Raw genomic sequence first — 12,960 nt, 5'->3', positions numbered from 1 at the left:
CTCCTTTACCGCGGGCTGACCGGCTTTCCGGCGCCGCACACGCACCTGCCTACACAAACATCTGCAGCATCAGAGCCTTTTCCAGGCTCCCCTCAACCTTCAGTTTTCCTGTGGTAAACGCAAAGACCGGGTCCAGCTTACCCGACGCCAGCTTCATAAGCGTATCGGCGGAACAGATAAACTTTGCGTCCCTGTCATAATACTCATACGGCTCCACCCTCAGAACACCGTCCTTAACCTCTGCATAAAACACGCCTTCACCCTCGCCCGTAATATTGAACTGAAAGGCCAGATGCTCCTCTACCCTGCTCACATCGGCCTTCATGAAAATCTCCTTTACCTTTGTAAATACTTCTTCGTAACTCATACTGACTCTCCTTTTTCGTCCGCCGCGCAGACGGATATAATATATGATTGGTAAACCCTGGACTGGTAAAACCGCCAGCCCGGAATACTCCCTTTTATAACGCCCTCCTCCAGGGAAAATGTGATATCCCCCAGCGGAAAGGCCAGCCCTCTGCCAATGGCCTTGGCATAGCTCTCCTTAAGGGTCCACAGCCGGAAAAACCGTTCCCGGCGCTCCGCCTCAGACCTTCCTTCCATCACAAAACTGCGCTCTGTTCCGGAACACACGCGCCTCATCAGGCCCGCCTTAAACGGACGAATCTGTTCCGTATCCGCGCCCAGCGCTCTGTCTGCTACAGCGCAGACCACCAGACCCTTTGTATGGCTGATATTAAATTCCACGCCCTCTGCACCCCTAAGACGCGGTTTTGAACCGGCTTCCTGCTCTACCTCCCAGGTCCGTCCATATTCCTTCATAAGACCAAAGTTCAGCAGGCTCCTGCCCAGTATATGTTCCCGTTCCCGGTTATAAAGACTGCCGCCGGGTTCATATGAAGCCAGATAAATCATGACGTTTCCTCCTGAACCTTGTACTCCTGCTTTTTCGACCAGTGGTCGAATCGAAATCAAACTAAACATAACACGTTTTCGACCGCCAGTCAAGTCTGGCGTTTTCATTTATATTCTGCTATACTTGGATGTATTCTAAAGAAAAAACCGAGGATTTTTCATGCAAAACCATAATAAAAAGGACATGATACTGGATGCCATGCAGGAACTTATGGGTTCTGCCAATGTCCAGGCCATTTCTGTCAGTGATATTGCCCAAAAAGCCGGTATCGGGAAAGGAAGTATCTATTACTATTTTTCCTCCAAGAACGATATCATAGACGCAGTGATTGAGAGAAACTACTCCCGGGTCCTGGACGAAGGCAGGGAGCTGGCCGCGTCCTCCCACCTGGATGCCTTTAAAAAACTGGAAATCATATACCACGCCTGCCTGGACTCCTCCATGGAATTGAGACGCCGGGAGGAAATACACACCTTCAATGAACAGCTGGAAAGCGCTTTCATACACCAGAAGTTCTCCCGCATCATCATCACCAAACTGAAACCCATCCTGGCCGACATCATCCGCCAGGGGGTGCGGGAGGGCAGCATCCAGTGCAGCTTCCCGGAAGAGACAGCCCAAATCGTGCTGACTGTGCTGACCATCACCCTGGATAACCACCTGATTCCCTCTGACGACGAAGAGATCGCCCGGATTCTGTCTGCCTTTACCGAGATGCAGGAAAAGGGCATGGGAATCCCCTCCCACACCCTCCGGTTCCTGATGCGCAAAATATGATATTTATTTCCAAAATAAGGACTTTTCCCCCACTTTTGGCGGAAAAAGTCCTTATTTTTATACTTTTTCCCTATCCTTTTTTTCCATTCTGGCTTATAATATCAATGGTTTACCGGGCTGGCAATTGTTTCCAGCCCTATTGAGATATCAGCGCCCATTTTCATATCCATCCACATAACCCGGGCGCAGAGAGGATAAAGAGGACTATGAAAGATACACTGAAACAGGCCGCCCGAAAAACCCTGCTGGTGATCCGCGACATAGGAGTCAGTCTCCTGGGCATCACAGGATGGCTGTTCCACGCCCTTCTGGCCGTGATCACCGCCGGATTCATATTAGGTGCCATCCTGTGCCTGCTGATTTACGCCAAGGTCAAGCCGGATCTGGATGAGTGCCGAGAGCTGGCTTACGACAAGCTGGCCCAGATGGAGCGTACAGATTTCTCAAAACTGTCCGATACCGTGATTTACGACAAGGACGGCCGTCAGATAGGGCTTATCAATGCCGGCCACTACCAGTATGTGGGCATCACCGGCATCAGTATAAACATTCAGAACGCATACATTGCTCAGGAGGACAGACGTTTTAAGAGCCATACAGGCGTTGACTGGATTGCCACCTTCCGCGCCGGTCTGGCTCTGGTAAAGCACAGGGGACAAGTCACCCAGGGAGGGAGCACCATCACCCAGCAGGTCATTAAGAATACATACCTGACCCAGGAACAGACCTTCACCCGTAAAATTGTGGAAATCCTTCTGGCCCCTGAGATTGAAAAAAAGTACTCCAAAGCAGACATTATGGAGTTTTACTGCAATACCAATTTCTATGGCCACCAGTGCTACGGCGTGGAAGCTGCCAGCCGCTACTACTTCGGCAAGCATGCGGCAGACCTGAACGTGGAGGAAGCAGCTGTCCTGGTAGGCATCAGCAACAGTCCCTCGGCCTACGATCCGGTAGCCCATCCCAAAGCATCCCTTGAAAAGCGCAATGACGTATTAAAGAGCATGAATGAAATAGGCGAACTTTCCGATGAGGATTACGAAAAGGCCCTGTCAAAGCCCCTCACCGTGGTCAAGCAGGAATCCGAGGGCACGGACGAGAATTACCAGAGCAGCTACGCCATCCACTGCGCGGCCCTGGAGCTGTTAAAGAAAGACGGCTTCCAGTTCCGCTACACCTTTGAGGACAAGGATGACTACAATTCCTACATGGAACGCTATACAACCGCCTACACGGAAAAATCCGACTTAATCCGCGCCGGCGGCTTCAAGATATACACTTCCCTGGACAGCAGTCTCCAGGACATGCTTCAGGCAGACATAGACCAGGGGCTGTCCTCCTACACCGAGCTGCAGGACAATGGAAAGTATGCCCTCCAGGGCGCAGGCGTTATCGTGGACAACCGGTCCAACTACGTGGTGGCCATCGTAGGCGGCAGGGGAAGCGGGGACCAGTTCAACCGTGCCTATTTAAGCGCCAGGCAGCCGGGCAGTACCATCAAGCCCCTCATTGACTACGGCCCTGCCTTTGACACCGGAGAGTACTACCCCACGTGCATGGTGAACGACCACAAATGGGAGGACGGGCCTTCCAACAGCGGCGGCAATTACCACGGTAACGTAACGGTCCGTGAAGCCTTAAACCGCAGCCTGAACACAGTGGCATGGCAGATACTGGAGGACATCGGTGTGGACTACGGCCTCAGTTATCTGGGAGAGATGGAGTTCCAGAAGCTTACATACGTTGACAACGGCGTGCCCTCCCTGAGCATCGGAGGCTTTACCAACGGCGTCCGTGTGGTGGACATGGCTAAGGGATACAGTACCCTGGCCAATTATGGTGTATACAACGACCGGACCTGCATCACCCAAATCATCCATGAGCACGACGGCGACCTGACCAAGGATTTGCCGCCTGCCGCCAAACAGGTCTATCGTGATGATTCCGCCTTCATGCTCACCGATATCCTGAAAGGCACCATGACCTCCCCCTACGGCACAGGACGCGGACTGGAGCTGGATAACGGCATGCCCGCAGCGGGTAAGACAGGAACCACTAACAGCAGTAAGGACACCTGGTTCTGCGGCTACACCCGCTACTATACCACGGCTGTGTGGGTGGGATACGATATCCCCCGCAAGATGCCCGGCATATACGGGAGCACATATGCCGGAAAAATATGGAAAAACATCATGAACCAGATACATGAGGGCCTGGAACCCTGGGATTGGGAGCAGCCTGAAAGTGTGGAATTAAAGGCGGACCCCAGGACGGGAACCCAGGATTACTTCAGCACCACCGCTGAATTCCGGGCCCAGCAAAGCCTGCACGACAAGGAGCAGGCAAAGCTGACCGCGCAGCTGGAACAGGATATCCAGGAATTCACCACCAGGGAAATCAGTTCTGTGGAGGATACCTACTCGGTTAAGAGCCAATATCAGGATATCACCTCCCGCCTGCCCCTTCTGGACGACGGGGAGCTGAGGGCCGGCATGCTGGAGCAGGTGGAAAACCGGTACGATTACTTTACCGGAATTATCAGCCAGATGGGCGATACCATTGCCCTTTACGAAAAGCAGAAGGCCATTGACGATGCCAGGGCCAGGGAAGAAGCCCAAAAGCAGGCCGAGGAGAACCGGAAGCAGGCTGAGAAGGATACCAAAAAGAACGAATTCCTGCAGGCCTTAGAGACTGTGGAGGAACTGGAATACCAGCAGAAGAATGCCCAGGATCTGGTGCAGGATGCCATCGGCAAGCTTTCCCTGGTGGCCGGGGACCCGGAGCAGCAGGCTCTGTCCGACCGGCTTCAGGCAGCCATCACGCGGATCTCCGGCCTGCCCACAGAGGAGCAGTGGAACGCATCCCAGGCCGAGAGCCGGGCATCCGAGGAAGCTGCCATGAAGCAGGCCGAGCAGCAGGTGCAGGTACAGCAGAACCAGCTCCGCTCCTCCTTAAACAGCGAGAAATTTAAGTGGAACAACATGGAATATTACGGACCAGGAGGCAGACCGGATGATGAAAACTGATTTACATAAAAAAGCAGGACATACAGGCGCCCCGCGTCTGAGGCTGCCCAAAAAGGCCCCCGTGGAACCCGAAAAGGATACTGCCAATCCCTACCGCATGCCGCCCAGGCGCTGGTTCCTTACATTCATGTGCATGAACATCCCCATCGTAGGATGGGTTTACCTGCTCTGTCTGGCCTTTGGAAAAAAAGAGAACCAGCTGCGGGATTTTGCCAAGGCTTACCTGGTCTATAAGCTGGTATTCCTGGCAGCGGCTTTGATCATCCTGGGTATTCTGGTATACATCGGACTGGACCTGGCGGACAAGCTGCTGGCTTATATGGAAATGCTGTAGGTCTGCCTGTCAAATAATAAAAATAAATAAAACAATAAAAAGGTTCGTTCTGAATCTTTGGATAACCTAATAATCCAAAGATCAGAACGAACCTTTTTCCATCCGTGGCCCAGCCTCTATATGGCTTCTTCACCCGCAGTTTCCACCGCCTCAGTTTCCACCGCCTCAGTCTCCGCAGCCGTCAGTCTCTGCAGCCGCTAGTTTCCGCAGCCGCCAGTCTCCGCAGCCCTGAAAAGGGCCAGCTCTTCCTTAAGTGCTGCAATCTCCGCCTCGTAAGCTTCTATTTTACGGTCCTTTTCCTCCAGAATCTTTTTCTGTTCCTCCACAATGCGCTCAATCATACTGCGGTCCATCATTCCCTCAATGATGTCCCTCAGCGCATCCACTGTTTCCCCGGGAGTCTTGCCCTCCTCGTCAATGGTAATGTCCGCATATTTCTCATAATAAGGCACGCGCTCATTGTAAAGGTCCCGAAGGGTAAAACCCGGTTTCAGGGCAACGCCCCGGTCCACCACATTGCCAATGCGGTTTTCCATCTCCTCATAGCTCATCTTCAGATAGACCACTTCGCTGATTTCCTTCAGGTGCTCCATGGCCTTCTCACCGTATATAACGCTTCCGCCGGGAGCAATGACAGAGAGGGTCACATCCAGTCCGGCATTGATTCTCTCTTCCACTTTAAGGAATCCGTCCATACCCTCCTGTGCAATAATTTCCTTCAGGAGCCTGCCTTCCTTTTCCTGTATCACGATATCCACGTCCACAAAGGAAAATCCCAGCCTCTTGGCCAGCAGTACCCCAATGGTGCTCTTGCCCGATGACGGCATGCCTATCATGGTAATGTTCGGTTTCACGCTTTTTTCCTCCTTGCAGTCCTTTTCTTATCACTCTGCCTTTTCACCGGCTTTTTCACCGAATATCCAAAGCTCCCCAGCTTCTTTCCCAGCTCAAAGTACTCTCCGTGGGAATAGCTCACAAGTCCGGATGCATTGAGGTTGAACTTTCCCCTGTCGTCCATGTACTGGTTGTCAATGGTCACCCCCATCACCTTGGCAATGAACATATCATGGCTTCCCAGTTCCTTCACTTCCACCACCTTGCACTCAATGTTCACCGGGCTTTCCTCCACTCCCGGCGCCTTCACATACCTGGATGCCTGGGGGGTCAGCCTTGTCTCCTTAAATTTGTCCACATCCCTGCCGGATTTTACGCCGCAGTAATCCGTGGCCCGTACCAGCCGCTTATTCACCAGGTTGATGACAAATTCTCCTGTATCCCTGATGATGCTGTGGGAAAAACGTTCTTTGCGTATGGATATGGACACCATAGCCGGATCCGAGCAGATGGTGCCCGCCCAGGCCACTGTGATGATGTTAGGTGTCTCTCCCTCCCTGCCGCAGCTGACCATAACAGCCGGCACCGGGTAGAGCATGTTGCCTGGTTTCCAGTATTCCTTTGACATATCTTAATCCTCCTGCCCTGCCGGGCCGTTGTCCTAATCCTGCTCCGCCAGCATCAGCTCCGGAATCAATTGTTTTTTACGGGATACCACACCCGGCAGGCTCAGCACCGGTTCCGGCTTTTCCGTGGCTTCCTCTATATCCAGATGAAAGGCCTTGGCCGCCAGCTGCACCGCGCCCTGCCCGTAACAAATCAGGTCCGTGGATTCCTTCAGTATGTTGGTCAGCATGAAAAATGCCATATCCAGGCTGTTGCTCTCCTTGGCCTTTTCCATATAACCCAGCATCTTCTCCTTCAGGGTTTCCAGCTCTATATCGTTTAACGACGTAATCTGTCCCACGCCAATCAGCGCCTTGCCAACAGAAAACTTCTTAAAATCCTGGTAGAAAATCTCCTCATCGGACTTATCCTTAAGATTACTTCCCGCTCCGAACATTTCCATGGCGTATTTCTCTATATCCAGGCCTGCTATGGCTGCCAGGGACCTGGCTGCCATCTCATCCACCGGTGTGCAGGTGGGGGAGCGGAACAACAAGGTATCCGACACAATAGCGCTGCACAAAAGCCCTGCAATCTTCGGCTCAATATCCACCTTGTTTTCCAGGTACATCTGGTAAATGATGGTGGCCGTACAGCCCAGGGGCTGGTTGCGGAAGAACACCGGAGCCATGGTCTGGACGGTTCCCAGCCTGTGATGGTCGATGATCTCCATGATTTCGGCGCTCTCAATACCTGCCACAGCCTGGCTCTTCTCGTTGTGGTCCACCAGGATAACCTGTTTGCCCTTGGCGCCCAACAGGTTCCGGCGTGAAATCATTCCCAGATACCTTCCCTCCTTGTCCAGGATGGGGAAGTCCCGGTGCCGTTTGCTGGCCATGACCTCCCGGATTTCATCTGTATAATCATCGCTGTTAAAGGTTATGAGGTGCTCCCTGGTCATGAAATAGCTGATAGGCATGCTCTGGTTAATCAGACGGGCCGCCGTATATGTGTCGTAGGTGGTGGCAATGACCGTACATCCCCTGTCCTGGGCAATCTTCTTGATGGTCATGGACACGCCTGCACCCTCACACACAATGATGCAGTCAGCCCCCATCTCGATGGCGCAGAGCTGGGACTCATAACGGTTGCCCAGTATAACCAGGTCATGGGGTTCAATGTAAAATTCCATCAGGTCCGGATTGGCGGCTGCAATCAGCACCTTTCCCTTGTCAAAATAGACGTCCGCATCCCCCACCACAATATCAGCTTCCAGAGTTTCAATGATGTTGGAATACTGGGTATGGGCCTTGGACAAGATGCTGCTGTCATATATATTCATATAGGTCTTTGTGATATCGCCTACCGTGATAAGCCCCTCCAGGGTACCGTCGGGCCTGACGGAAGGAATGGTCACCACATTGTTTTCCTGCATGATGTTCCATGCCTTTTTTAAGGAAATGTTATCCGCAACTCCCCTGGTCTTGCGGATTTCAATGTCCTTTACCTGGGTTCTCACGTCCTCCACCAGCTTAGGCTCCTCCATGCCGAAGTAATCCAGGACAAACCTGGTCTCTCCGTTCACATGGCCTGCCCTGGCCGGAATGTACGCATCCCCTGTAATGGCCCGCTTCAGGTTGGCATAACAGATAGCCGAACAGATGGAATCCGTATCAGGATTCCTGTGGCCGATGACCGTTGTCTTTCTCTTTAATTCCTGCTCCATTTTCTCTCCTTCGATTCTGCATCTATGGTAATATATAATGTTTCATAATCTGTTTACAACAAATTCACATTTCGTTCACATTTATTTTTTATACTATTTTCATAAGAGCAAGTCACATATACAAATGATAAATAGTAAAATTGCACATAGATTTTTCATAATTGCCCCGGTTGTTATACAATCGGGGTCTCCTCATTTTATAAGGCTTTTACGGGCTGAAAACTCCGGCTCTATCTTTATACTGTATACAAGATATTTCCCGCCATTTCAGTATATCAGACCGTATTTCTTTTTTCAACCACAACCTAAAAGGGACGGCCCTTCCGCCAGTATGGCGGAAGCCGTCCCTTTCCAAAGCTCAGAAACAAAGCTTATAAAACATCAAAGCTCATATACCTGATCACAGGTGAAATCCGGAAGCGTGGCGCTGCTGTCTGCCTTCTTCGTCTTTTTCCCGTTGTCATCCGTATAGTAAACTTCCCTGTCCTCAACCAAATAGACATAATCCCCATCGCTCTTATAAGCCTTCTCATTGGTCTGTACCTTACCGGATTCATTGACCAGGTAATATTTGCCGTCCACCTGATAGACCTCGTACTGGGAATCCCCGTCCGCTGTCACCAGCAAACCGTTGTAGTACAGGAATCCATCCTTTTCTCCGCTGAAGCCAGCTCCCTTGTTGGATCCCGAGGTGTTGAAATAGAAGGTGCAGCGTTTGCCGTCATCGTCAGCAATACCGGTATTCCTGCCGGTGAGCATCCTGCCGTCAGTCCCCTTTTCTCCGAAATATCCCACCAACACATGGCCGCCGGATACTATCTTGACCAGTCCGTTCCTTCTGCATCCATACTGGTTCACAAAATAATTTTCGCCATCCACCCGGATGGTGGCGGCATTCATGGTGGAGATGCCTGTTTTAAGGTAGGCGGGAGTGCCGTTGTTCTCAAAGTAATACCACTCCTTATCCCCTTCCCTTGGAAGCTCCTCATCCCCCTTCTTTAAGATGGCTGCCCCGTCGTCGGAATCACCGGGATGCTCAGACAGCTGTTTCCACTGTCCCTTTGCAATGGCTCCGTCGTCCTTACCGCCCAGGTATACGAAACGGCTGATGCCTGTGGCATCATCGCTGTCCGCTTTCTCCTTCACCGCATGCCAGCCCGTCAGCATGGCACCGTTCCGGTCAAAATAGAATTTTTCTCCGTGAATGGTCTCCTGGTCATAATTGCCGGTAAGAGAGCGTTTGGCCTTACCGTTATTCTGAAAGAAAAACCACCGGGAATTCTCATCTGCCTTCTTATATTCCTTGGAGATATCCCCAATCTCAGGCAGATCATCCTCATCAAATTCCAGGCATACCCAGCCCCGTCTCATGGCTCCGTCGTCCTTGCCGCCCAGGTAGTAGATATTATCGCCCTCGTAGAACCAGCCCGTGCGCATCTTACCGTCGCTGTCAAAGTTGTACCGGCCGTCTCCTACGTTCTTCCAGCCTTCCTCTGTCTTGCCGTTCTTGCCCAGGAAATACCAGCCCTCTTCCTTCAGGCCGTCCTTGCCGTCTGTGTGGACCCAGGAATTCTTCACCATGACTCCCTTGTCGTCCACATAATATGTATTCTCTATCCAGGTGCTCTTCTCAATCTCCCCGTCGCTGCCCAGGAAGTATGATTTTCCGTCCCGTGTCCTCCATTCATTGGTCACATAGTTACCCTTGTTATCCACAAATTTAAGAACTCCGTCCTCTGTCTTCCATCCGGACTCCGCACCCAATGCAGTGCCGGCAGCCATCACTCCCAACAGCAATCCTATGGCCCATCCTGTCAGTATCCTTCGTCTGGTCATATCCTCCACCTCCTTATAGTACCATTTTATCAGAAAGTGAAAGGAAATAACAGGATGAGAAAGGGGAAAAATTGTGTAAGAATTACTTAATTTTATTTATGCGTGCAAATAATCTCACAGTTTACAGCTCAAACTCGTAATTGCATGAAAAGGCTTTCCCTGATGACCTTTGTGGAGACGCCGCTTATGACGGATGCCGTTGTAAATATTCCTTAACAGACAGTGGAAATTATGTGACATCAGTGATAGAATGTAGGTTGCAATACAAACCTTCAAAAACATTTATATATCTGAAACATTTATATATTTAGAAAGGAGTCCCCCATATGTCAGACACAGCCGTCACCATCCGAATGGCAGAAGAAGCAGACGCGGCCGCCCTCCTGTCCATATACGCGCCTTATGTAGAAAAGACCGCCATTACTTTTGAATATGAGGTTCCCACTGTCCAGGAATTCAAAAACCGCATCACATCCACCCTGAAACGGTATCCATATCTGGCTGCAATCCGGGATGGACGCATCATAGGATACGCCTATGCATCCCAATTTAAAGAGAGGGCAGCCTATGACTGGGCTGTGGAAACCTCCGTCTATGTATCCGGGGATGCGAGGCGCACCGGCGCAGGCTCCCTTCTCTACGAAGCATTGGAAAACTACCTGAGACGCCAGAACGTCATCAATGTCAATGCCTGCATTGCCTACCCCAATCCGGGCAGCATAACCTTTCATGAAAAATACGGCTACCATACCGTGGGACATTTCACCAAATGCGGCTACAAACTGGGCCAGTGGTGGGATATGGTCTGGATGGAAAAAATGCTGGGCCCTCACCCGGAACAGCCGGAACCTTTTATACCGGCAGGCAGGCTTTAAGGCCTGCCTTTTCTATCCCATCATGTCTTTTACCCATGAAGGAGTCAACTCAGGTAGTTCTGTCCCTTCTTTTTTACACTTCCTATATTGCTCAATTGTATCACATATCCAGGCTTACAGCTGTATATCGCTATATGTATGGGAAGATTATCACCGTCTTTTGTATCTACAGTACAAGCGGTTCCAACCACCTTCATGTTATCAGATACAGGTTTAATCTGTTGGCACATACACCGGTTCGCAAGCAGCCCCAGCTTATTTAAACCATCGCAAATTCTTGAGTAAATTCAAATACCCAGCGGAATCCTGTTTCCTATTCCGCCGGGTATCATTACACAATATAATACGATTGTATTATAAATATATTTTTTCTTTCCTTCTACGCCTCCCCCAGCCGCCCATATATCCCGGCCAGCCGCCTGCACCGCTTCACAGTGTCCTCATTCAAATCTTCCCTGCTCATCCTCCACCGCCAGTTCTTCCCCAGGGTAGACGGCTCGTTGATTCTGGCAGACGTATCGTATCCCAGATAATCCTGGACCGGAATCACTGCCAGGTCAGCCACGCTTCCCAGCGCAGCCCTGACTAAATCCCAGTGAATCTCTCCCTCCGGTGTGTATCCGGCTCCTATGTACTCCCTGACAAAATTCCTGTCATGTTCATCCAGTGACGCGAACCAGCCCTCTGCTGTATCATTGTCATGAGTACCTGTGTACACCACACAGTTGCTCCCGTATTTGTGGGGCAGATAATCACTGTTCTCACCGGCGTCAAAGGCAAACTCCAGCACCTTCATCCCCGGAAATCCCGTATCCTTAAGAAGCCGTCTCACAGTAGGGGTAAGGAACCCCAGATCCTCTGCTATGATAGGCAGCTTGTCCCCGCCGAAATGCTCCTGCATCTGCCGGAATATTTCGATACCCGGCCCCTTTTCCCAACGGCCGTACTCAGCCGTGGCATCGCCGTAGGGTATGGCGTAATACTCATCAAATCCCCGGAAGTGGTCCACCCGCACCAAATCATACATGCGAAAACAGTACTCCATCCTCCGCATCCACCAGGCAAATCCAGTTTTCCTGTGGTATTCCCAGTTATACAGAGGATTTCCCCACAGCTGGCCTGTGGCTGAAAACCCGTCAGGCGGACAGCCCGCCACTGCCCCCGGCATATTATTCTCATCAAACTGGAACAGTTCGGGCCGCGACCAGCTGTCGGCGCTGTCAAATGCCACATAAATGGGAATATCCCCTATAATCCGGATCCCCTGCTCATGGGCATATCTCTTAAGGGCATCCCACTGCTCCTCAAATTTAATCTGCTGGAATTCATAAAACCCAATCTCATCCGTCAGCATGGCCCTGTATGCCTCCAGTGCCTCCGGTTTTCTCAGACGGATACCTTCGTCCCACAGATTCCAGCTGCATGAATCAAAATGGTTCTTTACCGCCATATAAAAACAATACTCCCTGGTCTCATCCCCCAGTTTCCGTCCCGCCAGCTCATGAACCAGCTCCGGGGACCGGCCTTCCTTCCAGCGCTCATAAGCCTTCCTTAAAAGCGGGAATCTACCATCGTATATCTTCTTATAATCAATGTCCCTCTCATCGTTTCCAAAGTCCGCGTCCAGGCACTCCTCCCTTGTGAGAAGTCCTTCCTCTGCCAGCTTTTCCAAATCAATAAAATATGGATTTCCCGCAAAGGCCGAAAAGGACTGGTAGGGCGAATCTCCGAACCCGGTGGGACCCAGGGGCAGAATCTGCCAGAAGCTCTGTCCCGCTGCCTTTAGTGTATCAATAAAATCATATGCTTCCTTAGAAAATGCCCCGATGCCATACCGCGAAGGCAGGCTGGCAACCGGAAGCAGCATACCGCATTCCCGCATAGTGATAATCTCCTTTATGTCCGGTGTGCCCATTCATTTCATGCTGTAGGATTATTCTGCCACATAATCACTCTGCCGCATAATCACTCTGCCGCACAATCATTCTGCCGCACAGCTGCACTGCCGCAATCTGACAGGCCCCGGAAAA

General features: G+C 51.2%; 12 protein-coding genes. 4 read left to right on the top strand and 8 right to left on the bottom strand.

The window, feature by feature from the left end:
* Positions 1 to 49: 49 nt before the first annotated feature.
* Positions 50 to 367 (bottom strand): SCP2 sterol-binding domain-containing protein, encoded by a 318-nt coding sequence (locus LI015_RS12665; RefSeq protein WP_002568173.1) that lies wholly within the window; start codon positions 365 to 367, stop codon positions 50 to 52.
* Positions 364 to 915, bottom strand: a complete 552-nt coding sequence (locus LI015_RS12660) for a 4'-phosphopantetheinyl transferase family protein (RefSeq protein ID WP_227125252.1) — start codon at positions 913 to 915, stop codon at positions 364 to 366. Before LI015_RS12660 ends, LI015_RS12665 begins: the two co-directional genes overlap by 4 nt.
* A 160-nt stretch (positions 916 to 1,075) precedes the next feature.
* Here LI015_RS12660 and LI015_RS12655 point away from each other — a divergent pair, with 160 nt between their 5' ends.
* From LI015_RS12655 to LI015_RS12645, 3 genes are all read left to right on the top strand, one after another.
* On the top strand, positions 1,076 to 1,693 hold the full coding sequence (locus LI015_RS12655; RefSeq protein ID WP_002568175.1) for a TetR/AcrR family transcriptional regulator: 618 nt from the start codon (positions 1,076 to 1,078) through the stop codon (positions 1,691 to 1,693).
* 206 nt (positions 1,694 to 1,899) lie between these two features.
* Entirely contained in the window at positions 1,900 to 4,719 is a 2,820-nt protein-coding gene (locus LI015_RS12650; protein WP_227125250.1) for a transglycosylase domain-containing protein, read from the top strand.
* The gene (locus LI015_RS12645; RefSeq protein ID WP_227125248.1) at positions 4,706 to 5,053 is read left to right on the top strand and encodes a hypothetical protein; all 348 of its coding nucleotides are present in this window, start codon (positions 4,706 to 4,708) and stop codon (positions 5,051 to 5,053) included. Before LI015_RS12650 ends, LI015_RS12645 begins: the two co-directional genes overlap by 14 nt.
* Before the next feature lie 197 nt (positions 5,054 to 5,250).
* Here the strand turns inward: LI015_RS12645 and LI015_RS12640 are convergent, their stop codons facing one another.
* The 4 genes from LI015_RS12640 to LI015_RS12625 all read right to left on the bottom strand — a co-directional run bounded on the left by LI015_RS12640 (position 5,251) and on the right by LI015_RS12625 (position 10,055).
* On the bottom strand, positions 5,251 to 5,907 hold the full coding sequence (locus tag LI015_RS12640; protein ID WP_002568178.1) for a shikimate kinase: 657 nt from the start codon (positions 5,905 to 5,907) through the stop codon (positions 5,251 to 5,253).
* Entirely contained in the window at positions 5,904 to 6,515 is a 612-nt protein-coding gene (locus LI015_RS12635; protein WP_118017393.1) for a flavin reductase family protein, read from the bottom strand. Before LI015_RS12635 ends, LI015_RS12640 begins: the two co-directional genes overlap by 4 nt.
* 33 nt (positions 6,516 to 6,548) lie before the next feature.
* Positions 6,549 to 8,219 carry a putative manganese-dependent inorganic diphosphatase gene (locus LI015_RS12630; RefSeq protein ID WP_119204415.1) on the bottom strand — a complete coding sequence of 557 codons (1,671 nt, stop codon included), beginning with the start codon at positions 8,217 to 8,219 and terminating at the stop codon, positions 6,549 to 6,551.
* A gap of 381 nt (positions 8,220 to 8,600) precedes the next feature.
* Positions 8,601 to 10,055 carry an N-acetylmuramoyl-L-alanine amidase family protein gene (locus LI015_RS12625; protein WP_002568181.1) on the bottom strand — a complete coding sequence of 485 codons (1,455 nt, stop codon included), beginning with the start codon at positions 10,053 to 10,055 and terminating at the stop codon, positions 8,601 to 8,603.
* A 326-nt stretch (positions 10,056 to 10,381) separates the two neighbouring features.
* Here LI015_RS12625 and LI015_RS12620 point away from each other — a divergent pair, with 326 nt between their 5' ends.
* Positions 10,382 to 10,930 (top strand): GNAT family N-acetyltransferase, encoded by a 549-nt coding sequence (locus LI015_RS12620; protein WP_002570209.1) that lies wholly within the window; start codon positions 10,382 to 10,384, stop codon positions 10,928 to 10,930.
* 44 nt (positions 10,931 to 10,974) lie between these two features.
* Here the strand turns inward: LI015_RS12620 and LI015_RS29015 are convergent, their stop codons facing one another.
* Complete coding sequence (locus LI015_RS29015; protein ID WP_227125332.1) at positions 10,975 to 11,205, bottom strand: hypothetical protein; 231 nt, start codon at positions 11,203 to 11,205, stop codon at positions 10,975 to 10,977.
* 104 nt (positions 11,206 to 11,309) lie between these two features.
* Positions 11,310 to 12,812 carry a 4-alpha-glucanotransferase gene (gene malQ, locus LI015_RS12610; RefSeq protein WP_119204414.1) on the bottom strand — a complete coding sequence of 501 codons (1,503 nt, stop codon included), beginning with the start codon at positions 12,810 to 12,812 and terminating at the stop codon, positions 11,310 to 11,312.
* Between the last annotated feature and the right edge of the window lie 148 nt (positions 12,813 to 12,960).

It is taken from the genome of Enterocloster sp. 210928-DFI.2.20, assembly GCF_020554465.1.
In the GTDB taxonomy this organism is placed as follows: domain Bacteria; phylum Bacillota; class Clostridia; order Lachnospirales; family Lachnospiraceae; genus Enterocloster; species Enterocloster bolteae.
Note: the sequence above shows the minus strand (reverse complement) of the source record. Positions and strands in the feature narration are given on the sequence as shown.